Raw genomic sequence first — 25035 nt, 5'->3', positions numbered from 1 at the left:
CAGACCAAACTATGCACCCGTCCGGGGGATACCGACACCGTTTTCGGGGTATTGAGACGCCTCAGCCATAGAACCGGGACAGACTCGTCAACACTGCCGCCGGCTTCGCCGCACCCTCGATCTCTATCGTGCCGTCGACCGTGATCTGTACACCGCCCGGCACCTCCTCCACCTCCGCCAGTTTACCGACGAGTCGGATGCGGGACCCGGCTTTTACCGGAGACGGGAAACGCACCTTGTTCAGCCCGTAGTTGACCTTCGTCGAGACGCCCTGTACATCCAGCAGCTCGGTGAACATGGGGATGAAGAGGGAGAGCGTCAGGTAGCCGTGGGCGATGGGGGCGCCGAACGGGCCCTCGGCCGCCTTCTGCGGGTCGACGTGGATCCACTGGTGGTCGCCCGTGGCGTCGGCGAAGGTGTTGATGCGGGACTGGGTGACCTCGATCCACTCGCTGGTGCCGAGGTCGCTGCCGGCCAGCTTCTTGAGTTCTTCGAGGCCGTTCACGGTGAGGGTCATGCGCGGGGTTCCTTACCTGTTGCCGTAGCGGGTGCGGAGGCGGGACTTGAGGAGCTTTCCGGAGGCGGTGCGGGGGAGTTCGTCCGTGAGGACCAGGGACTTGGGGATCTTGTACCTGGCGAGGCGGCCGGCGAGGGACGCGAGGATCTCGTCGGGGTCCGGCGCCGTGCCCTCGCGCGCGACGACCACCGCGCGCGGCACCTCGCCCCACTTGTCGTCCCGTACGCCGATGACCGCGCACTCGACGATGTCCGGGTGGGCGAGGAGGAGGTCCTCGATCTCGGCGGGGTAGATGTTCTCGCCGCCGGAGATGATCATGTCCTTGATGCGGTCGACGACGTAGACGTAGCCGTCCTCGTCGACGCGGGCCGCGTCCCCACTGCGGAACCAGCCCTCGGCGAAGGACGCGGCGGTCTCCTCGGGCAGGCCCCAGTAACCGGGCATGACGTGCGGGCCGCGGACCACGATCTCGCCGGGTTCGTCGGTGTCGACCGGGGTCAGGTCCGGCCGTACCACCCGTACGTCGCTGAAGAAGTGCGGTACGCCCGCCGAACCCGCCTTGGTGATCGCGTGTTCGGCGTCCAGGAACAGGGTCCCGGGGGCCGCCTCCGTCATGCCGTAGCCCTGGAGGAAGGTCAGGCCGCGTTCCTGGTAGGCGGCGATGAGGGGGGTCGGGACCGGGGAGCCGCCGCAGGTGAGGATGCGGAGGGACGACAGGTCCGCGGTGGGCCAGCGGGGGTGGCGGGACAGTTGGTCGAACATCGTCGGGACGCCGAACATGAAGGTGATGCGGTGACGGTCGATCAGGTCGAAGGTGGCGTCCGGGTCGAAGGCCTCGACCAGGACGCAGGTGCCGCCCTTCAGGAGCACCGGGAGCGTGAGCATGTTCAGGCCCGCCGTGTGGAACAACGGGGCCGAGACCAGGGCGCGTTCGTCGGCGATCAGGTCGGTGTCGACGAGGACGTTGAGGGCGTTCCAGGTGATGTTGCCGTGGGTGAGCATGGCGCCCTTGGGGCGGCCGGTGGTCCCCGAGGTGTACATGATGATGCAGGTGTCGTCAGGGGTGACGGGGGCGTCGATCGGCTCGTCGGGGGACGAGGCGAGGGTCGCTTCGTAGTCCGGGCCCGTTTCGAGGTAGGTACGGACGTCGGTGTGGCCCGGCAGGCCCGCGACCAGTGCGGCGTGCGACGGGCCGTGGAGCAGGGCCTTGGCTCCGGAGTCGGCCAGTTGGTAGGCGATCTCGGGGCCGGCCAGACGGGTGTTGAGGGGGACGAAGACCGCTCCGAGTGTGCCTGCGGCGAAGAGGGTCTCCAGGTAGGAGGGGTGGTTCGGGCCCAGGTAGGCGATGCGGTCGCCGCGGCGGATGCCCCGGTCGCGCAGGGCGTGGGCCAGGCGGGTGGTGCGGTCGTACAGGGCGGCGTACGACGTCGGTGTCCCGCCGTGGATCAGGGCGGTGCGGTGGGGTGTCTTGCGGGCCCGGCGTGCGGGCCACGACCCCAGTCCCTCGTTGCGCATGTCGCGCCCCTTTACGGTTTCGTCAGCCCCAGCAGCCGGGCGGCGTTCTCCTTGAGGATCCTCGGCCTGACCTCGTCCTTGATCGGCAGCTGGGCGAAGTCGGCGAGCCAGCGGTCGGGGGTGAGGACGGGGAAGTCCGATCCGAAGAGCACCTTGTCCTTGAGCAAGGTGTTCGCGTACTGCACGAGTTGGGGCGGGAAGTACTTGGGCGACCAGCCGGAGAGGTCGATGTGGACGCCCGGCTTGTGGGTCGCCACCGCGAGGGCCTCGTCCTGCCAGGGGAAGGACGGATGCGCCAGGATGATCTTCAGGTGCGGGAAGTCGGCCGCCACGTCGTCGACGTGGAGCGGGTTGGAGTACTTCAGGCGGATGCCCCCGCCGCCCGGCACTCCGGCGCCGATGCCCGTCTGGCCCGTGTGGAAGAGGGCGATGGTGCCCGTCTCCTCGATCACCTCGTAGAGGTCGTACGCCACCGAGCGGTCGTTGGGGAAGAAGCCCTGGATGCTGGGATGGAACTTGAATCCCCGCACGCCGTACTCCTCGACCAGGCGCCGCGCCCGCCTCACGCCCGCCTTCCCCCGGAAGGGGTCGATCGACGCGAACGGGATCAGCACGTCCGCGTTGGCGGCGGCCGCCTCGGCGACCTCCTCGTTCGGGACCGGGGGCGTGCCCGTCGCGGACTCGGCGTCGACCGTGAAGATCACGGCGGCCATCCTCCGCTCGCGGTAGTAGGAGGCGGTTTCCTCAAGGGTCGGCTTCCGCTTACCCTCGACCTTGAAGTAGGCGGAGGAGGCGTCGTGCAGGTCGTCGTCCAGGGAGGCGTGGCCCTTGGAGGAGACCTCCGCGTGGGTGTGGACGTCGATGGCGACCAGGTCGTCGGGATGCATGGAGGGGACCATCACGCCTCCGGGAACTTGGGCGCCGGGATGCCGACCGACTGGAGTTCGGCGCCGACCGAGGTGGGCCAGACGTCGGCGAGGGTGTCGGGGGTCCAGCCGCCGTCCGCGTACGCCGCCGCGATCTCCTGCGGATGCGACCAGAGTGCCACCTTGTCCCCGCCGATGCCGATGGCCTGGCCGGTGACGCCGCGGGCCGCCTCGGAGGCGAGGAAGGGAACGAGGGCGGCGCAGTCCTCCGGGGTGCCGAATCCCTCGCCCTTGCGCAGGAAGTCCGGGAGCGGCGTGCCGGCGCGCATCGCCTCGACGTACGGGGCGAAGGCGGGGATGGTCTCGGTCATGGCGGTCGCGGCGACCGGCACGATCGCGTTGACGGTGATGTCCGCGCGGCTCAGCTCCATCGACCAGGTGCGGGCGAAGGCGGCGATGCCGGCCTTGGCGGCGGCGTAGTTCGTCTGCCCGAAGTTGCCGCGCTGTCCGGCCGGGGAGCCCACCAGGATCAGGGTGCCGCCCTCGCCCTGCTCGCGCATGCGGACGGCGGCGGCGCGGGCACAGGTGAAGGTGCCCTTGAGGTGGGTGGTGAGCACGGCGTCGAAGTCGTCGTCGGTCATCTTCCACAGGACCTTGTCGCGCAGGATGCCCGCGTTGGTGACCAAGACGTCGAGCCGCCCGAACTCCTCCACCGCACGGCCGACCAGGCGGTCCGCGGCTTCGGCCGTGCCGACCGCGACGACCTCGGCGACGGCGGTGCCGCCGGCCTCGCGGATGGACTTCACGGCCGCTTCGGCCACGGCCTCGTCGACGTCGTTGACGACCACCGAGGCGCCGTGGGCGGCCAGGGCGTGGGCGTAGGCGAGGCCGAGGCCCCGGCCGCTGCCGGTGACGACGGCGGCCTTGCCGGTGAGATCGATGCTGGGCACGGCGGGTCCCTTCGGGGAGAGGTGCGCAGAGACGCACAGAGGTGCGGCTGCGAGATCGAAGGTAAGAACAATAGTTGTTGACGTCAATAGTTGTTGCGGACCCGTCCTTGCGTCATGCTGGGTCCGTACGTCCGCACGCCCCGCCCCGCCCGGGGCCTCGACCAGGGAGCCCGCCATCGCCAGTCGGCAGACCACGAACCCCGTACCGATCGACGCCGACGAGCCGTGGATGCGGGGACTGCACGCGGACACGGGCTATCTGCTCTACCGCCTGGGCCTGCGCTCCGGTCAGCTGTTCAACTCCTTCCTCCAGGAGTCGGGCCTGCGGCTGCGCCACTACGCGGTGCTGCGCTACCTCTCCACCGGCCCGGGCGCGCTCCAGCGCGAGCTGAGCGCGTCGCTCGGCTACGACCCGAGTGCGATCGTCGGCCTGGTCGACGACCTGGAGAAGCTGGGCTTCGCCGAGCGGCGCCCCTCCCCCGACGACCGGCGCAGCCGGATCATCGTGCTCACCGAGGGCGGCCGGGCCTTCCTGCGGGACACCGACGAAGCCGGGCAGCGTGTGACCAACGAGCTGGTCGGGCCGCTGGACACCGGCGAGCGCGCGCAGTTGCACGCGCTGCTCCAGAGAGTCGCCGAGTCCGGGCTCGGGTGACGGCGTGGCGTCCGTGCCGGCCCCTGCGCGTTCCGCGCCCGACCGGCTCCTGTCGGTCCTCGGAGCCTTCGACCTGGAACATCCGGCACTGTCCCTCACCGACATCGGCCGGCGGGCGGGGCTGAGCCTGAGCACCGCGCACCGCCTGGTGGCCGCGCTCACCGAGTGGGGCGCGCTGGAGCGGGACGACGCCGGGCTCTATCACGTCGGACTGCGGTTGTGGGAGCTCGCGGCACTGGCGCCGCGCGGTCTGGCGTTGCGGCAGGTCGCGCTGCCGTATCTGGAGGACCTGTACGAGGCGACGCACGAGAACGTGCAGTTGGCGGTCCGGGACGGACCCGAGGTCGTCTACATCGAGTGGCTGTCGGGGCGGTCGGCGGTGGGTGTGCACATCCGGGTCGGCGCGCGCTGGCCGTTGCACGCCACGGGGGTCGGCCTGGCGCTCCTCGCGCACAGCGACGCGGAATTCCAGGAGGGGTACTGCGGCGGGCCGCTCGCCGCCTTCACGCCGTACACCGTCACCGATGCGGCCGCGCTGCGCCGCATGCTGGCCGAGGTGCGCCGCACGGGGGTGGCGGTGAGCAGCCGCCAGGTCACCGACGACGCGTTGTCCGTGGCCGCGCCGGTGCAGGGACCGGGCGGCGCGGTCGTCGCCGCCGTGTCGGTCGTGGTCCCCCAGGCGGACGCCCAGGTCCCGGTACTGGCGCCGGCCGTACGGCTGGCGGCGCGGGGGATATCGCGGGGGCTGGGGTGGCAGCCGGAGAAGGAGGCACAGGGGCGGTAGGGCGAGCGGGCGGCGACGCTCTCTGACGCATGCGGCGCTGCGGAGTTCTTCGTCCGCGGCGCCGTCGCGCAGTTCCCCGCGCCCCTGGAGGGCGGTTCGGCAACGCCCTCCAGGGGCGCGGGGAACTGCGCGAAGAGCCACAACGCGCCCGCAGCCGCTCGACGACCTGACACGCCCCCGGCGGCAAGAGCGCATGGCGCACTCCCGCGGATATCCCTCTCACCGGTGAGGACGAGGCAGGAGCCCGCTCGCGATACTGAAAGGGCCCTTGCCCCGAGGAGCCGCCCGTGTCCGCTCGTACCTGGATCTCCCCCGCCGCCGAGCGACTGCGCACCGCCAACCCGTACGTCCTCGACTCGGCGCTCGCCGCCCTCGTCCTGTTCGCCGTCTCGTTGCAGTGGATCTTCCCCGACGAGGGCGACGACCGGCTGACCTGGCAGGGCTGGCTGATCGGCGCCGCGACGGCCGTACCGCTGGTGTGGCGGCGCAGGGCGCCGTTCGCGACGGCGTGGGCCGTGTCGGTCGCCACCCCGGCGCAAGCCGTCTATCACGCGCCGCCGCCGGACGTGATGTACGGCGGCATGGTCGTGCTCTACACGATGGCCGCCCTGGGCAAGCCGTGGCAGCGGCGGGTGATGCTGGCCGGCTGGCTGATCGGGGTCTCGCTGACGATGATGCACAAGGAGGACCCCCAGCCCTTCGAGTACGCCTTCCACCTGCTCAGCGTGGTGTGCGCGTACGGCTTCGGCGTACTGGCGCGGGTGCAGCGGGCGTACACCGCCGAGCTGGAGGACCGGGCGCGGCAACTGGAGCGGGAGCGGGCCGCGGACACGGCGCGGGCCATCGCGCAGGAGCGGGCCCGGATCGCCCGGGACATGCACGACGTCCTCGCGCACGCGGTGAGCCTGATGGTGGTGCAGGCCGAGGCCGGTCCGGTCGTGGTGCGCAGCGATCCGGCGCGCGCGGAGGCCGCGTTCGACGCGATCGCGGGGGCCGGGCGGGACGCGATGGCCCAGCTGCGCCGGATCCTCGGTGTGCTCAAGGAGCCCCAAGGCGGCGGTGGCGCGTGGCGGCTGCCGCAGCCGGGCGTGGCCGAGCTGCCCGGCCTGGTCCGCCAGGTCGGCGAGTCCGCCGGCCTGCGAGTGGAGCTGCGTACCTCCGGCCCGCCCCGTCCGCTGCCGCCGGACACCGAGGTCGCCGCCTTCCGTGTGGTCCAGGAGGCCCTCACCAACACCGTCAAGCACGCGCGGGCCACCTCCGCTACCGTCGAACTCGACTGGACGGAGGGCGAGTTGACAATCACGGTCACGGACGACGGACGGGGACCGGGCTCCGGCCACGGCGGCGGGCACGGTCTGATCGGCATCCGGGAGCGGGCCGCCGCCTGCGGGGGCAGCGCACGGGCCGGTCGCGGACCGGAGGGCGGGTTCCGGGTGGTCGTACGGCTGCCGGCGGCCGTCGACCGGGAGGGGGCCCTGGGATGAGCATCCGGGTGGTGGTCGCCGACGACCAGGAACTGGTGCGGGCCGGGTTCGGCATGATCCTCGAGGCGCAGCCGGACATCGAGGTGGTCGCGGAGGCCGGCGACGGCGCCGACGCGGTCGCCGCGGTGCAGCGCCACACGCCCGATGTGCTGCTCCTCGACATCCGGATGCCGGTCATGGACGGTCTGGAGGCGGCCCGGCGGGTGTGCGGGCAGTCGAGCTGCAAGGTGGTCATGCTGACCACGTTCGACCTGGACGAGTACGTGTACGAGGCGCTGTGCGCGGGCGCCAGCGGTTTCCTGCTGAAGGACGTGCGGCGCGACGACCTGGTGCACGCCGTACGGGTCGTCGCGGCCGGGGACTCGCTGCTCGCGCCGACGGTGACGCGGCGGCTGGTCGCGGACGTCGTGCGGCGCCGCCGCGAGGAGGCCGCCGCCGAGGTCACCCCGCAGCGCCTGGACGTGCTGACGGCGCGCGAGGTGGAGACCCTGCGGCTGCTGGCGCGCGGGCTGTCCAACTCCGAGATCGCCACGACCCTGTTCGTCAGCGAGCACACGGTGAAGACCCATGTCAGCAACGTGCTCGGCAAGCTCGCTCTGAGGGACCGGGTGCAGGCGGTGATCTGCGCCTACGAGACGGGGCTCGTGACCCCGGGATCCCCCTAGCGAGGGAGATCCGGGCCCCGCTCCCCCGTGCGACGGAGGCCCGCAAACCGCTCCCACCGGCGATCCGGTGACCACCCCCGCGGCGTGAGTCTGAGGGTGATGGCAACCGACCGTCCTGCCGGGAGGGACCGTGCTCTCCACGCTCGCCCGGGCGGCGACCCGCCGCCCGCTCACCGTCATCGCCCTGTGGGTGCTCTTCCTGCTGCTCGGCTTCGGCCTCGGGACGGGCGTCTTCAGCCGCCTCTCGGACAACGTGGCCGACATCCCGGGCACCGAGTCCGAGGCCGCCGCGCAGTACCTCGACCGGGCCGACCCCGCCGGGGAGTCGATCACCGGAGTCGTCGAGGGCACCGCCGTCTCCGACCCCGCGCTGCGGGCCCAGGTCGAGCGGGCCGTCGCCGATGTGCGCTCCCTCGACGGGGTGGCCGCCGTGCCCGACCCGTACGCCACCCGTGGCCTGACCGCCGAGGACGGGCGGGCCCTGATCATCCCGGTCACCCTCGAAGGCGGGCTCGACGACGCCGCCGAGGAGGACGCCGTGGACGCGGCGGCCGAGCGGATCCGGCAGATCGACGCGCCCGAAGTGCACGTCAGCGGCGGCCCGTTGCTGGGCACGCAGATCGGTGAGCGGGCCCAGGAGGACGTACGGAACGCGGAGTTGATCTCGCTGCCGGTCGTCCTCGCCCTGCTGCTGGTGGTGTTCGGCGGCCTGCGCGCTGCGGCGCTGCCGCTGGTGATCGCGGTGAGCGGGATCGCCGGGGCGTTCCTCGCGCTGTTCCTGTTCAGCGAGGTCACCGACATCTCGGTGTACGCGATCCAGGTGACCACCATGCTGGGGCTCGGACTCGCCGTGGACTACGCCCTGTTGATGGTGGTGCGCTTCCGTGAGGAGCGGCGCGACACCGAGGACGTGGCGGAGGCGGTGCGGCGTACGGTCGCGGCGGCCGGCCGTACCGTGCTGTTCTCCGGGCTCACGGTCGCGGTCAGTCTGACCGGGCTGCTGGTGTTCCCGAGTGTGTTCCTGCGCAGCATGGGTCTTGCCGTGGCCGCCGTGGTGGTGGTCGACATGCTCGCCGCGCTCACCCTGCTGCCGGCGCTGCTGGCGAGGTTCGGGGGGAAGATCGCCCCGGCGAAGAAGCGTCCGCAGGGCGAGGAGGGCCGCGTCTTCGCCCGCCTGGCCCGCTTCTCGGCCCGACACCGGGTCGCGGTGGTGGCCACCGTCGTACCGGTTCTGCTCGTGCTGGCGCTGCCCGTCTCCGGTATGAAGATCAACCTCGGCGACGCCGAGCAGCTGCCGGCGAGCACCGAGGCACGGCAGTTGTACGACACCGTGGACGCCCATTTCCCGCCCGGGACCGGCGTCTCCCCGATCACCGTCGTGCTGAGGCCGGGCACGGACGCCTCGACCGGCGACCGGATCCGTGCGCTGTCGCCGGCGACCGAGTCCCACGAGCTGCCGGGCGGGGCGACGGTCCTGCGCGTCCAGCCGCCGGGCAGCGTCGACGGCGCGCGGGCCACCGCCCTGGTCGAGCGGATCCGGGAGGTGCGCGGCGACGAGCCGGTCGAGGTCACCGGGCCGGCCGCCCGTCTGGTCGACTTCCGGGAGATGCTCGCCGAGAGGGCGCCGTGGGCCGCGGTCACCGTCCTGGCCGGCATCTTCGCCCTGCTGTTCGCGTTCACGGGCTCCCTGCTGATCCCGTTGCGGACCATTGTCACCACCCTGCTCAGCCTGGGCGCCGCGCTCGGCGTGGTGGTGTGGGTCTTCCAGGACGGACACCTGGCCGGGCTGCTGGGCAGTGAGGGCCTCGGCGCCCTGAGCCTGACCGCGCCGCCGCTGATCGTGGCGATCGCCTTCGGCCTGGCGATGGACTACGAGTTGTTCATCCTGGCCCGGATGCGCGAGGCACGGCAGCTCACCGGCGACGACCGGGAGGCCGTGGTCACCGGTCTGCGCCGCTCCGGTCGTGTGGTCACCTGCGCGGCCCTGCTCCTCGCTGTGGTGTTCGGCGCCTTCATGACGGGCGGCTTCGCACCCATCCTGCAGATCGGCCTGGGCCTGACCCTCGCGGTGCTGATCGACGCGACGGTCGTACGGATGCTGCTGGTCCCGGCGACGATGGCCCTGCTCGGCCGGCGCGCCTGGTGGGCCCCGAAGCCGTTGCGCCGGGCCCACGACCGGTTCGGTCTGCACGAGGAGGCCGCGGCGCCGACGCCTTCCGTGACGACGAGGGCCTGACACCCTCGGGCACCGGCACCTCATCCGTGCCGGTGCCTAGAGGCGCACGGTCATCCGCACGGACACCTCGTCGCCCGCACCGAGGCCCTGTGGCCGCCGGACCGCGTTCTTCAGGGGCAGCAGGTAGCCGCCGTCCCTGGGGAAGAGCGACGTCTCGAAGACGGTCTCGCCGACCCGGGCCTCGACCGGGATCACACCCCAGCCGTAGGTGGCCAGCGCGGCCACGTCGCGGATGTCGGCGGACTCCTCGTCGGGGACGCGGACGAAGTAGTACGGCGCCGGTCCGCGCCATTCGATCACCGAGCCGGTGAAAGCGAGTTCCATACGCTGCGGGCCCCTTCCGCTCTCGTCGGACCGCCGAGTCGTCCTCACGGGAATCTCAGACTGCCGTGCCGGGATTCAAAGGATCAACCAAGGAAGAACCTGCACGATGCACGCGTACCGCGACGTGGGCAAGACCTGTCAGGAAGGCGTGCCGTGGGTGTCCCGCACATATCCGACCCGGTCAGCGGCGGCGACGCCGAACACACCACCTGGTCCGGGATCATGGTGATCAGCGAGCGGTTCGAGCAGACGCGCATGGAGTCCTCCACGGTCGGTCTCGGCGACGAGTACGACATCGCCGACGTCCCGCACGCCCAGCGGCTCACCACCTCCGGCACCTTCATCCACGGCAACTACTGGGCGTCGACGGCCGTGTTCGGCAACGAGAACACCAGCCACGGCTGTGTCGGCCTGCACGACGCGAAGGGCGCGGACGACACCTCCGTCGACGGCTACCGGTTCTACGACAGTTCCTTGCTCGGGGACGTGGTCGTCGTGCGGAACTCGGGCGAGCGGACGGTCGATCCGGCCAACGGCCTGAACGGGTGGAACCTGTCCTGGGCGCGGTGGAAGGCGGGCAGCGCGCTCTAGACACCCGGTTGCCTTCACAGAGTGAACTTCCCTGTGGTGCAAGGGATTTCTCTGCTTCACCTCTTGACGACCGGAGCACCTGCGAGCACATTGGCGGCACTGTGAGAGCGCTCTCAGGCATCGTCCGAGGTTTCTCACGCACCCCCGGGCGCTCCCGAAGGCATCCCGCTCCCCACTTCCGTACACCGAGAGGCAGCACCCCCATGAGTGACCCCTCCGGCATACATCGCAGACCCCGCTCCCCCCGGCGCGCGCTCCTCGCCGTGCTCGGCACGCTCGGCCTGGTGGCGGCGGCCACCACCGTCGCCGTCCCGTCCGCCAACGCGTCGGCGCCCACGCCCCCTTCGGGCTGGACGCAGCTCTTCCTCGACGACTTCGAAGGTGCCGCCGGCTCCGGCGTGAACACCTCCAACTGGCAGTACGCCACCGGCAAGGGCTATCCCGGCGGCCCCGCCAACTGGGGCACCGGCGAGATCGAGACGATGACGAGCAGCGCCGACAACGTCTCGCTCGACGGCAGCGGCAATCTGCGCATCACGCCCCGCCGGGACGCGTCCGGCAACTGGACCTCCGGGCGCATCGAGACCAACCGCACCGACTTCCAGCCTCCGGCGGGCGGCAAGCTGCGGGTCGAGTCCCGTATCCAGGTGCCGAACGTGACCGGCGCCGCGGCCAAGGGCTACTGGCCGGCGTTCTGGATGCTGGGCGCCCCGTACCGCGGCAACTACTGGAACTGGCCCGGCGTCGGCGAGCTGGACATCATGGAGAACACCCAGGGCATGAACACGGTGTTCGCCACCATGCACTGCGGCACGTCACCGGGCGGCCCGTGCAACGAGACCAGCGGCATCGGCAGCAACACCACCTGCTCCGGCACGACCTGTCAGGCGGGCTTCCACACCTACCGGATGGAGTGGGACCGCTCGACGAGCATCGAGGAGATCCGCTTCTCTCTCGACGGCGTCAACTTCCACACCGTGCGCGCCAACCAGGTCGACGCGACGACGTGGACGAACGCGACGAACCACGGTTACTTCGTCATCCTCAACGTGGCCATGGGCGGCGGCTTCCCGGACGCCTTCGGCGGCGGGCCCGACGGGGGCACGCAGCCGGGCCACTCCATGCTGGTCGACTACGTCCAGGTGCTGTCCAGTGGGAGCGGTACCACGCCGCCGCCGACGGGTAACCGTGACGCCTACAGCGCCATCCAGGCCGAGTCCTTCGACGGGCAGGGCGGAGTGGGCACCGAGTCCACCTCCGACTCGGGCGGCGGGCAGAACATCGCCGCCCTCGCGAACGGCGACTGGGCGCTCTACCGGGGCGTCAACTTCGGCTCTTCGGCGGCCACGCAGTTCGTCGCCCGGGTGGCGAGCGGGGCGGCGAGCGGTGTCAGCGGGTTGGTCGAGGTACGGCTGGACAGTCGCAGCAACGCGCCCCTCGGGAGTTTCGCGGTGGGCAACACCGGCGGCTGGCAGTCGTGGCGGACGATTCCGGCGAACATCACCGGGGTGACCGGCACGCACGACGTCTATCTCACCTTCACCAGCGGTCAGCCGGCGGACTTCGTGAACGTGAACTGGTTCAACTTCGGCCGCTGAGCGCTCTGCGGGTTGCGCCGGTGTCGGGCCGTCGGTCGGCCGCGGGGCCGTCGTGGCTCGTCGCGCAGTTCCCCGCGCCCCCAACCAACCGGGCGCTGGGCATCCGCCCCTTCAGGGGCGGCGGCGGAACCGAGCGCTCCGTGACAGGCCGTCAGTCGGCCGCGGGACCGTCGTGGCTCGTCGCGCAGTTCCCCGCGCCCCCCGACGGGGCGCGGGGCATCGGCCTGTTCAGGGGCGGCGGCGGAGTGTGCGGATGGTCTTCGGGAGGGCTGCTGCGAAGGCGATGGCGGCGATGGGGAACACGACGTCCCTCCAGGGGTCCCGGATGGCCCGGTAGGTGGTCACGCCGTCGCGGATCTCGATGTACCCCAGGGGCTTGGCCTCGACGCCCCCTCCGCCGCCACCGCCGTCCCCCGCCTTGGCGCCCTCGGCCGTGCGTCCCGCACCGCCGCCGAAGCCGTAGGCGACCTTGGCGACCGGGATGACGGTGACGCCGTCGGCGGTGACGGGGTCGCCGTAGACGGCGGTGACCGAGGCACGGCCGCCGAGCTTCTCGGCGAGGCGTTCCAGGAGGGTGACGGAGGCGTGGGCGGCCGTGTCGTCGGGGTCGGGCGGGGACAGGGGCACGAGGTCTTCTTTGCCTTCTTCGTCGGCGGTCATGCAGGTTTCGTAGGCACATGGGATCCCCATGTCAAGGGACCCCGCCGGTTCACGCCGTCGTCACGACCGCTCAGCGTCCCTTCAGCACCCTGTTCGGCGAGCCCCTTCGGTGAACCCAGTCCTGTGAACCCAGTCCGGCGAGCCCCGTCCCGTGAACCCAGTCCGGCGAACCCGTCCCGTTAACCCCGTTCGGCGAACCCGTCCCGTTAACCCCGTTCGGCGAGCTCCGCCGGTGCCTCGTTCGCCACGCGTGTCCTCAGCGGAGCTCCGCCCGGAAGACGGCCGGTGTCGCGTCCGTGTGCTGGTGGAAGAACTTGGAGAAGTTCGCGGCGTCCGGAAACCCGACCGCCGCCCCGACCCGTCCGATCGGCATGTCCGTGTGGGCGAGGAGCCGTTTGGCCTCCAGAATCACCCGCTTGTCGATGAATCCCTTGGGGGTCTCACCGGTGGCGGCGCGCACCGCGCGCACCAGCGTCCGCCTGGAGTAACCGAGCTGGTCGGCGTACGCGCTGACGCTGTGGTTGGTGGCGAACCCCTTCTCCACCGCGTCCCGGAACAACGTGAACGTCGTGTCCCCCTGCTGCCGCACGGCCTCGGCCGAGCTCGCGGCGAGATGGGCCAGCCTCAGCAGAAACGCCGTCAGCGAGTGACGCAGCACGGCCGTGTGCAGGCTCAGCGGCAGGGTCGTGCTGTCCTCGTACTCGCGTTGCAGCTGGGCGAGGGCCGAGCGCAGGGCGGGGAGCTGGGCCGCGTCGGGGTGGAGCAGGGGCGGCAGGTCGTAGCGGTAGAGGCCGGTCGCCTCGACCGTGGCGCGGGGCAGGAAGCCGGGCTGCATGGTCAGGACGGTGCCGCGGTAGTCGTCGGTCCCGGAGAAACGGTGGACCTGGCCGGGGCGGATCCACAGCAGGTCGCCGGCGCCCGCCTCGTACTCCGCGAAGTCGATCATGTGCCGCACGGGCCCCTCGGTGAAGAGCATCACGACGTGGAAGTCGATGCGGTGCACCCGCTCCAGCGGTGTGCCGGTGGCGTGCCAGGTGCGGCCCGCGCCCATGCGGCCCACCTGCATACCGACGCCGAGGACGCTCAGGTCGGCCGGGAACGGAAACGTCCGTATGGCGTCACCGCCTTGAGGACCCGCGTCCGCGATATCCGCCATTTCCACCATGTCCGTCTCGTGCCGTCTCACTCGTGCGCGCCCCTCGCTCAGCCGTGCGCGGCGCGCCGCGCGGTGTCCCACTTTCACCACAGCCTGACACACGCCGACCTTCCCTCTCAAAAGTCAGACTTTTACTTTTGAACGCGTTGGACCAGCTACTTCGCTCCGATCGAGGACTTTTTGAAGATGAGCACGCAGACCCCGGACCGCTTCGAATGGACCGAACTCGACCGGCGTGCCGTCGACACGGCCCGCCTTCTCGCGGCCGACGCCGTGCAGCGGGTCGGCAACGGCCACCCGGGCACCGCGATGAGCCTGGCGCCCGCCGCGTACACGATCTTTCAGAAGGTGATGCGGCATGACCCCGCCGACCCCGAGTGGACGGGGCGCGACCGCTTCGTCCTCTCCCCCGGCCACACCTCCCTGACCCTCTACACCCAGCTCTTCCTCGCCGGGTACGAGCTGGAGCTCGACGACCTCAAGTCGTTCCGGACGCACGGCTCGAAGACGCCGGGTCACCCCGAGTACGGCCACACCGCCGGGGTCGAGACGACGACCGGCCCGCTGGGGCAGGGCGTCGCCAACGCCGTCGGCATGGCGATGGCCGCCCGCTACGAGCGCGGTCTGTTCGACCCGGAGGCTCCCGAGGGCGAGTCCCCGTTCGACCACACCATCTGGGCAATCGTCTCCGACGGCGACCTGCAGGAAGGCGTCTCCGCCGAGGCGTCCTCGCTCGCCGGTCACCAGAAGCTCGGCAACCTGGTCTTCCTCTACGACGACAACCACATCTCCATCGAGGGCGACACGGCGACCGCGTTCTCCGAGGACGTGCTGGGACGCTACGAGGCGTACGGCTGGCACGTGCAGCGGATCGAGCCGGAGCTCGGCGGCGACGTCGACGTCCACGCGCTGTACGCGGCGCTGAAGGCGGCGCAGGCCGAGACCGAGCGCCCCTCGATCATCGCGATGCGCACGATCATCGCGTGGCCCGCCCCGAACGCGCAGAACACCGAGGCCTCGCACGGCTCCGCCCTCGGCGACGACGAGATCGCCGCCACCAAGCGCCTGCTGGGCTTCGACCCCGAGAAGTCCTTCGAGGTCGCCGACGAGGTCCTCGCCCACTCCCGCCGGGCCCTGGACCGGGGCGCCGAGGCGCACGCGGCCTGGGACAAGCGGTTCGGCGCGTGGCGCTCCGCCGCCCCCGAGCGCGCCCGGCTGTTCGACCGGATCGTCGCCGGCCAGCTCCCCGAGGGCTGGGAGTCCTCGATCCCGGTGTTCGAGGAGGGCAAGTCGGTCGCGACGCGCGCGGCTTCCGGCAAGGTGCTCCAGGCGCTGGGCGCGGTCCTTCCCGAGCTGTGGGGCGGCTCGGCCGACCTGGCAGGCTCCAACAACACCACCATCGACAAGGCGAGTTCGTTCCTGCCCCAGGGCAACCCACTGCCGGAGGCCGACCCGTACGGCCGTACCGTCCACTTCGGCATCCGTGAGTTCTCGATGGCCGCGGAGATGAACGGCATCGCCCTGCACGGCAACACCCGGATCTACGGCGGCACCTTCCTGGTGTTCTCCGACTACATGCGCAACGCCGTGCGCATGTCGGCGCTCATGCAGCTGCCGGTGACGTACGTCTGGACGCACGACTCCGTCGGCCTGGGCGAGGACGGCCCCACGCACCAGCCGGTCGAGCACCTGGCGTCGCTGCGCGCCATCCCGGGTCTGAACATCGTGCGCCCGGCGGACGCCAACGAGACCGCCGTCGTCTGGGCCGAGATCCTGCGCCGCCACTCGACCGACCCGGCCCCGCACGGCCTGGCGCTCACCCGGCAGGGCGTGCCGACGTACGCGCCCGACGCCGATGCGGCGAAGGGTGGTTACGTCCTGCGGGAGTCGTCCACCGGGACGCCGGAGGTCGTTCTCGTCGCGACCGGCTCCGAGGTCCAGCTCGCCGTCGCCGCGCGGGAGCTGCTGGAGGCCGAGGGGACCGGCACCCGGGTGGTGTCGATGCCGTCCGTGGAGTGGTTCGAGCAGCAGCCGCGGGAGTACCGCGAGAGCGTGCTGCCGCCCGCCGTGAAGGCGCGGGTCGCCGTCGAGGCCGGTATCGGGCTCACCTGGTACCGGTTCGTGGGCGACGCCGGACGCATCGTCTCCCTGGAGCACTTCGGCGCCTCCGCCGACGCGAAGACGCTGTTCGCCGAGTACGGCTTCACCCCCGAGAACGTGGCCGCCGCCGCCCGGGAATCGCTTGCCGCCGCCCGCGGTTGACCTGAACGCAGAAAGAAGATGATCACTGTGACCACCGAAGCAACCGCGACCGCGGGCACGCTGAAGCGTCTCTCCGACGAGGGCGTCTCGATCTGGCTGGACGACCTGTCGCGCAAGCGGATCGAGTCCGGCAACCTCGCCGCCCTCGTCGCGGACAGGAACGTCGTGGGTGTCACCACCAACCCGTCCATCTTCCAGGCCGCCATCGGCTCGGGTGAGGGCTACGAGGAGCAGCTCGCCGACCTGGCGGTGCGCGGCGTCACCGTCGACGAGGCCGTGCGGATGATGACCACCGCCGATGTCCGGGCCGCCGCCGACATCCTGCGGCCCGTGTACGAGGCCACCGAGGGCCGGGACGGCCGGGTCTCCATCGAGGTCGACCCGCGCCTCGCCCACGACACGGCGGCCACGGTCGCCGAGGCCAAGCAGCTCGCCTGGCTGGTCGACCGCCCCAACGTGATGATCAAGATCCCGGCGACCCGGGCGGGCCTGCCGGCGATCACCGAGGTCATCGGCCTCGGCATCAGCGTCAATGTCACGCTGATCTTCTCGCTGGAGCGCTACCGCGAGGTCATGGACGCCTACCTGGCCGGTCTGGAGAAGGCCGCCGCGCGGGGGCTCGACCTGTCGGTCATCCACTCCGTGGCGTCGTTCTTCGTCTCCCGCGTCGACGCCGACATCGACAAGCGGCTGACGGCCATCGGCACGGACGAGGCCCTCGCGCTCAGGGGCCGCGCCGCGCTCGCCAACGCGCGCCTCGCCTACGAGGCGTACGAGGATGTGTTCGGCTCCACCGGCAGTTCGACGCCGTCCGGAGCCCGCTGGACGGCCCTGACCGGGGCCGGAGCAAACAAGCAGCGCCCGCTGTGGGCCTCCACGGGCGTCAAGGACCCGGCCTACAAGGACACCCTGTACGTGGACCGACTCGTCGCGCCCGGCACCGTCAACACGATGCCCGAGGGCACCCTGAACGCCACCGCCGACCACGGCGAGATCACCGGCGACACGGTGACGGGCGGCTACGCGCAGGCGCGCGCCGACCTGGCCGCCGTCGAGGCGCTGGGCATCTCCTACGACGAGGTGGTCACCCGTCTGGAGCACGAGGGCGTCGCCAAGTTCGAGGTGGCGTGGCAGGACCTGTTGGACGCCGTCAAGAAGTCGCTGGGCAGCAAGGGAGCTGACGCGGAATGACCTCCGACTGGGGCAACCCCCTCCGCGACGCGCGAGACCGCCGTCTCCCCCGGATCGCGGGCCCGTCCGGGCTGGTGATCTTCGGGGTGACGGGCGACCTGTCCCGCAAGAAGCTGATGCCGGCCGTGTACGACCTCGCCAACCGCGGCATGCTGCCGCCGGGCTTCTCGCTCGTCGGGTTCGCCCGCCGGGACTGGGAGGACGAGGACTTCGCGCAGATCGTGCACGACTCGGTGCGTGAGCACGCCCGGACCGAGTTCCGTGAGGAGGTCTGGCAGCAGCTCTCCGAGGGCATGCGGTTCATCCCCGGTGACTTCGACGACGACACCGCGTTCGACCGGCTGCGCCAGACCGTCGAGGAGCTGGACAAGGCGCGCGGCACCAGTGGCAACTACGCCTTCTACCTCTCCGTACCGCCGAAGTTCTTCCCCAAGGTCGTCCAGCAGCTGAAGAAGCACGGCCTGGCGGACGCCCCCGAGGGGTCCTGGCGGCGCGCGGTCATCGAGAAGCCGTTCGGCCACGACCTGGCGAGCGCCCAGGAGCTCAACGCGATCGTGCACGACGTGTTCGACCCGGAGCAGGTCTTCCGGATCGACCACTACCTGGGCAAGGAGACCGTCCAGAACATCCTGGCACTCAGGTTCGCCAACCAGATGTTCGAGCCGATCTGGAACCGGTCGTACGTCGACCACGTGCAGATCACGATGGCCGAGGACATCGGCATCGGCGGCCGCGCGGGCTACTACGACGGCATCGGCTCGGCCCGTGACGTCATCCAGAACCACCTGCTCCAGCTGATGGCGCTGACCGCCATGGAGGAGCCGGCCGCGTTCGACGCCGCGTCGCTGCTCACCGAGAAGCTGAAGGTGCTCAGGGCGGTCAAGCTGCCGGAGGACCTCGGCCGGCACACCGTGCGCGGACAGTACGCGGCGGCGTGGCAGGGCGGCGAGAAGGTGCTCGGCTACCTCGACGAGGACGGCATCGACCCGGAGTCGAAGACCGACACCTACGCGGCCGTCAGGCTGAACGTCGACAACCGGCGCTGGGCGGGCGTGCCGTTCTACCTGCGCACCGGCAAGCGGCTCGGGCGCCGGGTGACGGAGATCGCGGTCGTCTTCCAGCGGGCGCCGCACTCCCCGTTCGACTCCACCGCCACCGAGGAGCTCGGCCAGAACGCCGTCGTGATCCGGGTCCAGCCGGACGAGGGCATGACGGTGCGGTTCGGCTCCAAGGTGCCGGGCACCTCCATGGAGATCCGGGACGTGACGATGGACTTCGCCTACGGCGAGTCCTTCACGGAGTCGAGCCCGGAGGCGTACGAGCGGCTCATCCTGGACGTCCTCCTCGGTGACGCCAATTTGTTCCCCCGTCACCAGGAAGTGGAAGAGTCCTGGAAGATCCTCGATCCGATCGAGGAGTACTGGGACAGGCACGGCAGGCCGGCGCGATACGCGTCCGGGAGCTGGGGACCCGAGGAAGCCGACGAGATGCTCGCACGAGACGGACGGAGCTGGCGCAGGCCATGAAGATCGACCTGAGCGACACCACGGCAAGCAAGATCAACAAGGCGTTGGTGCAGGGCCGCCGCGCCATCGGCACGCCGGCCGTGGGCATGGTCCTGACGATGGTCATCGTCACGGACGAGGAGAACGCCTACGACTCGATCAGGGCGGCCGAGGAGGCGTCGCACGAGCACCCGGCGCGCACCCTGGTCGTCATCAAGCGGCACGCCCGCACCCCGCGCGACCGCACCCGCTCCCACCTCGACGCCGAGGTCCGGGTGGGCGCCGACGCGGGCACCGGCGAGACGGTGATCCTGCGGATGTACGGCGAGGTGTCCGACCACGCCGACTCGGTGGTGCTGCCGCTGCTGCTGCCGGACGCGCCGGTCGTGGTGTGGTGGCCGGTGGACGCGCCGGAGAACCCGTCGAAGGACCCGCTGGGCGCGCTGGCCCAGCGCCGGATCACCGACCTGTACACCACCGAGAGCCCGCTGTCGGACCTGGAGGCGCGCGCCCGCTCCTACGCGCCCGGCGACACCGACCTCGCCTGGACCCGGCTCACCCCGTGGCGCTCCATGCTCGCGGCGGCCCTGGACCAGGCACGCGTGCCGATCGTGTCGGCGGTCGTGGAGGCCGAGGCCGACAACCCGGCCGCGGAGCTGCTGGCGCGCTGGCTGGAGGCCCGGCTGCACGTCACCACCGAGCGCGTGGTCACCGCCGGACCGGTCGTCACGGGCGTGCGCCTGGGCACCGAGAACGGCGAGATCGTCATCGACCGGCCCGAGGGCCCGCTGGCCACGCTGTCCCTGCCGGACCAGCCCTCGCGCACCCTCGCGCTGAAGGTCCGCACCACGTCCGAACTCATCGCCGAGGAGCTCAGGCGCCTCGACGCCGACGAGATGTACGCCATCGCCCTGCGGGGCGAGACCGGCAAGGAGACCACCTCCCATGTCTGACTCGCTGTCCGGCTCCCCCCGGCTCACCCACCGCCCCGAGTGGACGGCCCTGGAGGACCACCGCGCGGAGGCGATGCAGCGCCCGCAACTGCGTGAGCTGTTCGCCGCCGACCCGTCACGCGCCGAGCGGTACGTCGTACGCGTGGGCGATCTGCGCATCGACTACTCCAAGCACCTGGTCGACGACGACACGCTCGCCCTGCTGCACGAACTCGCCGTCGCCACCGATGTGTCGGGGCTGCGCGACGCCATGTTCCGCGGCGAGAAGATCAACGTCACCGAGGACCGCGCCGTGCTGCACACCGCGCTGCGGGCGCCCAGGGACGCGGTGATCGAGGTCGACGGTGAGAACGTCGTGCCCAAGGTGCACGCCGTGCTCGACAGGATGAGCGGCTTCGCCGAGCGCGTCCGCTCCGGCGCCTGGACCGGCCACACCGGCAAGCGGATCAGGAACGTCGTCAACATCGGCATCGGCGGCTCCGACCTCGGCCCCGCCATGGCGTACGAGGCGCTGCGCCCGTTCACGGCACGGGAGTTGACGTTCCGGTTCGTCTCCAACGTCGACGGCGCCGACCTGCACGAGGCGGTGCGGGACCTGGACCCGGCCGAGACGCTGTTCATCGTCGCCTCGAAGACGTTCACCACGATCGAGACGATCACCAACGCCACGTCGGCCCGGTCCTGGCTCCTGGCGGGGCTCGGCGGCGAGGAGAAGGCGGTCGCCCGGCACTTCGTGGCGCTGTCGACCAACGCCGGCAAGGTCACCGAGTTCGGCATCGACCCGGACAACATGTTCGAGTTCTGGGACTGGGTCGGCGGGCGCTACTCCTTCGACTCGGCGATCGGCCTGTCCCTGATGATCGCCATCGGACCGGCGCAGTTCCGCGCGATGCTCGACGGTTTCCACACCGTCGACGAGCACTTCAGGAGCGCGCCCGCCGAGGGCAACGCCCCGCTGATCCTGGGTCTGCTGGGCATCTGGTACGGCAACTTCTTCCACGCCGAGTCGCATGCGGTGCTGCCGTACAGCCACTACCTGTCGAAGTTCACGGCGTACCTCCAGCAGCTGGACATGGAGTCCAACGGCAAGTCGGTGGACCGCGACGGGCACGTCGTGGGGTGGGAGACCGGTCCGGTGGTCTGGGGCACGCCCGGCACCAACGGTCAGCACGCCTACTACCAGCTGATCCACCAGGGCACCCGGCTGATCCCGGCCGACCTGATCGGCTTCGCCCGCCCGGTCGCCGAGCTGAGCGACGAGCTCAGGGCGCAGCACGACCTGTTGATGGCGAACCTGTTCGCGCAGGGCCAGGCGCTCGCCTTCGGCAAGACCGCCGACGAGGTCCGCGCGGAGGGCGTGCCCGAGGCGCAGGTGCCGCACCGCACGTTCCTCGGCAACCACCCCACCACCACGATCCTCGCCCGTGAGCTGACCCCGTCGGTCCTCGGCCAGCTGATCGCGCTCTACGAGCACAAGGTCTTCGTGCAGGGCGCCGTGTGGCACATCGACTCCTTCGACCAGTGGGGCGTGGAGCTGGGCAAGGTCCTCGCCAAGCAGGTCGAGCCCGCCCTCACCGAGGGCGCCGACGTGCCCGGCCTCGACGCCTCCACCGCCGCCCTCGTGGCCGCCTACCGTGAACTCAAGGAAGTGAACTGATATGCAGCTCGGTCTCATCGGTCTCGGCAAGATGGGCGGCAACATGCGCGAGCGGATCCGCCGCGCCGGCCACACCGTCATCGGCTACGACCGCAACCCCGAGGTCTCCGACGTCAAGAGCCTCGAAGAGCTGGTCCAGCAGCTCGACGCGCCGCGCACGGTGTGGGTGATGGTCCCGGCCGGCACCGCCACCCAGGGTGTCGTCGACGAGCTGAAGGACCTGCTGTCCGCGGGCGACACGGTGGTCGACGGCGGCAACTCCCGCTGGACGGACGACGAGAAGCACGCCGCCGAACTCGGCATCAAGGGCATCGGCTTCGTCGACGCGGGTGTCTCCGGCGGTGTGTGGGGCCTGCAGAACGGCTACGCGCTGATGGTCGGCGGCGACAAGGAGCACGTGGAGCGGCTCGAGCCGATCTTCGAGGCGCTGAAGCCGGAAGGGCCGTACGGCTATGTGCACGCCGGCCGGGTCGGTGCCGGGCACTTCTCGAAGATGGTCCACAACGGCATCGAGTACGCCATGATGCAGGCGTACGCCGAGGGCTGGGAGCTCCTTGAGAAGGTCAACTCGGTGGACAACGTCCGTGAGGTGTTCCGTTCCTGGCAGCAGGGCACGGTCATCCGCTCCTGGCTGCTGGACCTCGCGGTGAACGCCCTGGACGAGGACGAGCACCTGAAGAAGCTGAAGGGCTTCGCGCAGGACTCCGGTGAGGGCCGGTGGACCGTCGAGGCGGCCATCGACAACGCGGTGCCGCTGCCCGCGATCACCGCGTCCCTGTTCGCCCGGTTCGCCTCCCGTCAGGACGACTCCCCGCAGATGAAGATGGTCGCGGCGCTGCGCAACCAGTTCGGCGGGCACGCCGTCGAGTCGAAGGAGTAGCGAGCCGTGGGGGATCTGCTCCTGGTCCGGCACGGCGAGACGGAGTGGAGCAGGTCGGGACAGCACACCAGCTGGACCGACCTGCCCCTCACCCGGGAGGGCGAGGAACAGGCCAAGTCCCTCGCCCCGCTCCTGTCCGGCCGGACGTTCGCGCTGGCGCTCACCAGCCCGCTGAGCCGCGCCGTGCGCACCGCCGAACTGGCGGGCGTGACCGGGGCCGTACCCGACCCCGACCTCCACGAGTGGGACTACGGCGGCTACGAGGGCGTCACCACCGTCGACATCCACCGCACCCGTCCCGACTGGTACCTGTGGACCGACGGCGTGGCACCGGGCCCCGCCGATCACCCCGGTGAGTCACCGGCCGAGGTGGGTGCGCGTGCCGACCGGGTCCTCGCCCGGGCGGCCGCGGCACTGCCGCACGGCGACGTCGTCCTCGTCGCCCACGGCCACTTCCTGCGCGTCGTGACGGCCCGCCGGCTGGGGCTGGCCCCGGCGGAGGGACGGCTGTTCCAGCTGGCGACGGGGACGGTGAGCCGGTTGTCGACCGAGCACGGCCGGCCGGTGATCGCGGAGTGGAACACCCGGCCCTGATCCGTGCGACCGGCGGGCCCGCCCACCGGTCCGAGGCCGCCGAGCCTCCTTCCCGCTGTCGGCCTGGGTGAGTGCTTCGCCGCCCGGGTCGACAGCGGGAAGTGTCTTGTCGACGCCACGCCTCCGCTGTATGGCTGGATGATGAGCCGAGTCTGGACGGAGTGCGGCGCGCCCCGGTGCGGCGCGGTCGTCGTGCCCGGCCGCGTCCACTGCCTGCGCCACTTGGACGAGCCGCAGTTGCAGGCGGCCCTCGCGGCACTCGCTCCGGGCGCGGACGTGGACTTCCGGGGACTGCGCTTCACCGAGGAGCTGTGGCGGTCGGTGACGGCCGCCGTGGGCGCACGCTTCGGGAGGGCTCGGTTCGACACGGCCCGCTTTCCGGCCCGAACGCACTGCCAGGGCACGCGCTTCGGGGGGCCCGCCTACTTCGAGGGGGCGCACTTCGAGGGCGATGCGCACTTCACCGGGGCCGAGTTCGCCGACTACGCCGGGTTCGACGCGGCCACGTTCGCGGGGCCGGCCTACTTCCGGGAGGTGCGCTTCCACGGCGAAGTCCGTTTCGTGGAGGCACGATTCGCGGCGGAGGCGTTCTTCGACGGGGTGTCGTGCGCTTCCACCGCCCGCTTCTCGCAGGCGTGGTTCGACGGAATCGGCGCGTTCACCGCCGCCTGCTTCTCGGGCGGCGTGTCCTTCACCGAGTCCTGGTTCCGGCGGCGGGACGGCACGAGCGCCGACTTCTCCGAGGCGACCTTCCACCGGCCGGCGGAGTTCCACGGCGCGCGGTTCCGGGGCCGGGCCGCGTTCGCGGAAGCGGTCTTCGAGAGCGAGTGGCGCGGGGCTGTGGTGTGCGGGGACGAGCTGTGGATGCGTGGGGCGTCGTTCAGGACGCCGCTGCGCATGGGCATCGCGGCCCTGCGGGTGGACATGAACCGGGTGCGGTGCGAGTCCACCGCCGCCTTCCAACTGCGCTACGCGGCGGTGTCGTTGCGGGACGCGGTGCTGGCGGAGCCCGTGACCCTGTCGTACGAGGCGATGCCGTTCATGGCGGGGCAGCGTCAGCTGGAACAGGAGATGCCGCGTGAGGAAGGCAGCGTGGCCGTCCGGCTGCTGCGGTTGTCCGGGGTCAACGCGGCCCATCTCGTCCTGACCGACGTCGACCTCTCACGCTGCGAGTTCTCGGGCTCCTACAACCTCGACCAGATCAGTCTGGCGGGACGCTGCGAGTACGGCACCCCTCCTCCGGGGCTGCGTCGTGGCGGCCGGTTGCCGCTGTCCTGGTGGAGCCGTCGGCAGGTGATCGTCGAGGAGCAGTACTGGCGGGCACTGCCGGGGGCGAGCCGCACGGCCGCGGACACCGACGGATGGCTCACGGGCCTCGGCCATCCCGATCCGGCGCAGAGCCCCACGGCCGACGACGTCGCGATCGTCTACCGGCAGCTGCGCAAGGCACTCGAGGACACGAAGAACCAGCCCGGTGCGGCGGACTTCTACTACGGCGAGATGGAGATGCGCCGCCACAACAAGGACACCCCGCCCGGGGAACGTGCCCTGCTGCACGCCTACTGGCTGCTGTCCGGCTACGGACTACGGGCCTCGCGGGCCCTGTGGGCACTGCTGTGCGCCATGGGTGTGACCGTACTGCTGCTCATGCTGTTCGGACTGCCCGCGGCCCCGCCGACGAGCCGCATGACGGGGCAGGTGCCGGTCAACGGCGGCCGGGTCGTCCTGACCCCCGACACCGCGGGCAGAGGTGTCCCCCACCACTTCCGTGACCGCTTCAGCACGGCACGAGTGGAGCGAGCCGGTCGCGTGGTCGTCAACTCCGTGGTGTTCCGCAGCAGCGGCCAGGACCTGACGCAGGGCGGCATGTGGATCGAGATGGGCAGCCGGCTGTGCGAGCCGGTCCTGCTCGGTCTCGCCGTGCTGGCCGCCCGGGGGCGGGTGCAGCGGTGACCGGAGCTGCGGGCGGCGGCAGAAGCTGAGTTGACAGGT

Annotated in this window: 21 protein-coding genes and 1 pseudogene; 15 read left to right on the top strand and 7 right to left on the bottom strand. The window is 71.2% G+C overall.

Translation table 11 applies throughout. The features are described from left to right. Nucleotides 1-61: 61 nt before the first annotated feature. From ACGFW6_RS28945 to ACGFW6_RS28930, 4 genes are read right to left on the bottom strand one after another with little or no spacing between them, the layout of a single operon-like run. A complete protein-coding gene (locus tag ACGFW6_RS28945) occupies nt 62-517 on the bottom strand; it encodes a MaoC family dehydratase (protein ID WP_393515992.1) in 456 nt (151 codons plus the stop codon). Between the two features lie 12 nt (nt 518-529). Beyond that, nucleotides 530-2032: an o-succinylbenzoate--CoA ligase gene (gene menE, locus ACGFW6_RS28940; RefSeq protein WP_393515989.1), complete on the bottom strand. Its 1503-nt coding sequence runs from the start codon at nt 2030-2032 to the stop codon at nt 530-532. Between the two features lie 11 nt (nt 2033-2043). Continuing rightward, nucleotides 2044-2919: an amidohydrolase family protein gene (locus ACGFW6_RS28935; RefSeq protein ID WP_393515986.1), complete on the bottom strand. Its 876-nt coding sequence runs from the start codon at nt 2917-2919 to the stop codon at nt 2044-2046. Nucleotides 2920-2930: 11 nt separating this feature from the next. Next, complete coding sequence (locus ACGFW6_RS28930) at nt 2931-3848, bottom strand: SDR family NAD(P)-dependent oxidoreductase (RefSeq protein ID WP_393515983.1); 918 nt, start codon at nt 3846-3848, stop codon at nt 2931-2933. A 229-nt stretch (nt 3849-4077) separates the two neighbouring features. On the opposite strand from ACGFW6_RS28930, the gene ACGFW6_RS28925 reads away from it, so the two are divergent. From ACGFW6_RS28925 to ACGFW6_RS28905, 5 genes are all read left to right on the top strand, one after another. Then, a complete protein-coding gene (locus tag ACGFW6_RS28925; protein WP_393515980.1) occupies nt 4078-4503 on the top strand; it encodes a MarR family winged helix-turn-helix transcriptional regulator in 426 nt (141 codons plus the stop codon). A gap of 4 nt (nt 4504-4507) precedes the next feature. After that, on the top strand, nt 4508-5287 hold the full coding sequence (locus ACGFW6_RS28920) for an IclR family transcriptional regulator (protein WP_393515977.1): 780 nt from the start codon (nt 4508-4510) through the stop codon (nt 5285-5287). A gap of 287 nt (nt 5288-5574) precedes the next feature. Then, on the top strand, nt 5575-6771 hold the full coding sequence (locus ACGFW6_RS28915) for a sensor histidine kinase (RefSeq protein ID WP_393515974.1): 1197 nt from the start codon (nt 5575-5577) through the stop codon (nt 6769-6771). Continuing rightward, on the top strand, nt 6768-7436 hold the full coding sequence (locus ACGFW6_RS28910; protein WP_393515971.1) for a response regulator: 669 nt from the start codon (nt 6768-6770) through the stop codon (nt 7434-7436). The genes ACGFW6_RS28915 and ACGFW6_RS28910 overlap by 4 nt, the downstream gene beginning before the upstream one ends. A 130-nt stretch (nt 7437-7566) precedes the next feature. Beyond that, entirely contained in the window at nt 7567-9672 is a 2106-nt protein-coding gene (locus tag ACGFW6_RS28905; RefSeq protein WP_393515968.1) for an MMPL family transporter, read from the top strand. A 36-nt stretch (nt 9673-9708) separates the two neighbouring features. Here ACGFW6_RS28905 and ACGFW6_RS28900 read toward each other — a convergent pair whose 3' ends face one another. Next, nucleotides 9709-9996 carry a DUF1905 domain-containing protein gene (locus ACGFW6_RS28900; RefSeq protein ID WP_393515965.1) on the bottom strand — a complete coding sequence of 96 codons (288 nt, stop codon included), beginning with the start codon at nt 9994-9996 and terminating at the stop codon, nt 9709-9711. A 174-nt stretch (nt 9997-10170) separates the two neighbouring features. On the opposite strand from ACGFW6_RS28900, the pseudogene ACGFW6_RS28895 reads away from it, so the two are divergent. Together ACGFW6_RS28895 and ACGFW6_RS28890 are read left to right on the top strand one after the other, a co-directional pair. Beyond that, nucleotides 10171-10587 (top strand): annotated as a pseudogene (locus tag ACGFW6_RS28895) (L,D-transpeptidase); the annotation flags it as partial. 203 nt (nt 10588-10790) lie between these two features. Then, nucleotides 10791-12185 carry a glycoside hydrolase family 16 protein gene (locus ACGFW6_RS28890; protein WP_393515962.1) on the top strand — a complete coding sequence of 465 codons (1395 nt, stop codon included), beginning with the start codon at nt 10791-10793 and terminating at the stop codon, nt 12183-12185. 228 nt (nt 12186-12413) lie between these two features. On the opposite strand, the gene ACGFW6_RS28885 is transcribed toward ACGFW6_RS28890, so the two are convergent. Continuing rightward, entirely contained in the window at nt 12414-12845 is a 432-nt protein-coding gene (locus tag ACGFW6_RS28885) for a GerW family sporulation protein (RefSeq protein ID WP_393515958.1), read from the bottom strand. A 256-nt stretch (nt 12846-13101) separates the two neighbouring features. Then, complete coding sequence (locus ACGFW6_RS28880; protein WP_393516230.1) at nt 13102-14001, bottom strand: helix-turn-helix domain-containing protein; 900 nt, start codon at nt 13999-14001, stop codon at nt 13102-13104. A 186-nt stretch (nt 14002-14187) separates the two neighbouring features. Between ACGFW6_RS28880 and tkt the strand changes: the two genes are divergently transcribed. The 8 genes from tkt (at nt 14188) to ACGFW6_RS28840 (ending at nt 24996) form a co-directional block, all read left to right on the top strand. Beyond that, a complete protein-coding gene (gene tkt, locus ACGFW6_RS28875; protein ID WP_393515955.1) occupies nt 14188-16263 on the top strand; it encodes a transketolase in 2076 nt (691 codons plus the stop codon). Between the two features lie 18 nt (nt 16264-16281). After that, nucleotides 16282-17454 carry a transaldolase gene (gene tal, locus ACGFW6_RS28870; protein WP_393515952.1) on the top strand — a complete coding sequence of 391 codons (1173 nt, stop codon included), beginning with the start codon at nt 16282-16284 and terminating at the stop codon, nt 17452-17454. Next, the gene (gene zwf, locus ACGFW6_RS28865) at nt 17451-18980 is read left to right on the top strand and encodes a glucose-6-phosphate dehydrogenase (protein ID WP_393515949.1); all 1530 of its coding nucleotides are present in this window, start codon (nt 17451-17453) and stop codon (nt 18978-18980) included. Before tal ends, zwf begins: the two co-directional genes overlap by 4 nt. Further along, nucleotides 18977-19912, top strand: a complete 936-nt coding sequence (gene opcA, locus ACGFW6_RS28860; RefSeq protein WP_393515946.1) for a glucose-6-phosphate dehydrogenase assembly protein OpcA — start codon at nt 18977-18979, stop codon at nt 19910-19912. The genes zwf and opcA overlap by 4 nt, the downstream gene beginning before the upstream one ends. Nucleotides 19913-19916: 4 nt before the next feature. After that, on the top strand, nt 19917-21569 hold the full coding sequence (gene pgi, locus ACGFW6_RS28855) for a glucose-6-phosphate isomerase (protein ID WP_393516227.1): 1653 nt from the start codon (nt 19917-19919) through the stop codon (nt 21567-21569). Between the two features lies 1 nt (nt 21570). After that, nucleotides 21571-22449: a phosphogluconate dehydrogenase (NAD(+)-dependent, decarboxylating) gene (gnd, locus tag ACGFW6_RS28850; protein ID WP_393515943.1), complete on the top strand. Its 879-nt coding sequence runs from the start codon at nt 21571-21573 to the stop codon at nt 22447-22449. Between the two features lie 6 nt (nt 22450-22455). Then, on the top strand, nt 22456-23043 hold the full coding sequence (locus tag ACGFW6_RS28845; RefSeq protein WP_393515940.1) for a histidine phosphatase family protein: 588 nt from the start codon (nt 22456-22458) through the stop codon (nt 23041-23043). A gap of 141 nt (nt 23044-23184) precedes the next feature. Next, nucleotides 23185-24996 (top strand): pentapeptide repeat-containing protein, encoded by a 1812-nt coding sequence (locus tag ACGFW6_RS28840; RefSeq protein WP_393515937.1) that lies wholly within the window; start codon nt 23185-23187, stop codon nt 24994-24996. Nucleotides 24997-25035 lie beyond the last annotated feature (39 nt).

Origin of the sequence: Streptomyces sp. Y7 (assembly GCF_043195415.1) — a bacterium.
Taxonomy (GTDB): domain Bacteria; phylum Actinomycetota; class Actinomycetes; order Streptomycetales; family Streptomycetaceae; genus Streptomyces.
This window is presented reverse-complemented; position numbering and strand designations above follow the sequence as displayed.

What these genes read in the sequence shown, in the direction of transcription:
- ACGFW6_RS28945 (WP_393515992.1), bottom strand. Translation starts at nt 517, where the DNA reads ATGACCCTCACCGTGAACGGCCTCGAAGAACTCAAGAAGCTGGCCGGC.
- menE (WP_393515989.1), bottom strand. Translation starts at nt 2,032, where the DNA reads ATGCGCAACGAGGGACTGGGGTCGTGGCCCGCACGCCGGGCCCGCAAG.
- ACGFW6_RS28935 (WP_393515986.1), bottom strand. Translation starts at nt 2,919, where the DNA reads ATGCATCCCGACGACCTGGTCGCCATCGACGTCCACACCCACGCGGAG.
- ACGFW6_RS28925 (WP_393515980.1), top strand. Translation starts at nt 4,078, where the DNA reads ATGCGGGGACTGCACGCGGACACGGGCTATCTGCTCTACCGCCTGGGC.
- ACGFW6_RS28910 (WP_393515971.1), top strand. Translation starts at nt 6,768, where the DNA reads ATGAGCATCCGGGTGGTGGTCGCCGACGACCAGGAACTGGTGCGGGCC.
- ACGFW6_RS28900 (WP_393515965.1), bottom strand. Translation starts at nt 9,996, where the DNA reads ATGGAACTCGCTTTCACCGGCTCGGTGATCGAATGGCGCGGACCGGCG.
- ACGFW6_RS28890 (WP_393515962.1), top strand. Translation starts at nt 10,791, where the DNA reads ATGAGTGACCCCTCCGGCATACATCGCAGACCCCGCTCCCCCCGGCGC.
- ACGFW6_RS28885 (WP_393515958.1), bottom strand. Translation starts at nt 12,845, where the DNA reads ATGACCGCCGACGAAGAAGGCAAAGAAGACCTCGTGCCCCTGTCCCCG.
- ACGFW6_RS28880 (WP_393516230.1), bottom strand. Translation starts at nt 14,001, where the DNA reads ATGGCGGATATCGCGGACGCGGGTCCTCAAGGCGGTGACGCCATACGG.
- tkt (WP_393515955.1), top strand. Translation starts at nt 14,188, where the DNA reads ATGAGCACGCAGACCCCGGACCGCTTCGAATGGACCGAACTCGACCGG.
- tal (WP_393515952.1), top strand. Translation starts at nt 16,282, where the DNA reads ATGATCACTGTGACCACCGAAGCAACCGCGACCGCGGGCACGCTGAAG.
- zwf (WP_393515949.1), top strand. Translation starts at nt 17,451, where the DNA reads ATGACCTCCGACTGGGGCAACCCCCTCCGCGACGCGCGAGACCGCCGT.
- opcA (WP_393515946.1), top strand. Translation starts at nt 18,977, where the DNA reads ATGAAGATCGACCTGAGCGACACCACGGCAAGCAAGATCAACAAGGCG.
- gnd (WP_393515943.1), top strand. Translation starts at nt 21,571, where the DNA reads ATGCAGCTCGGTCTCATCGGTCTCGGCAAGATGGGCGGCAACATGCGC.
- ACGFW6_RS28840 (WP_393515937.1), top strand. Translation starts at nt 23,185, where the DNA reads ATGAGCCGAGTCTGGACGGAGTGCGGCGCGCCCCGGTGCGGCGCGGTC.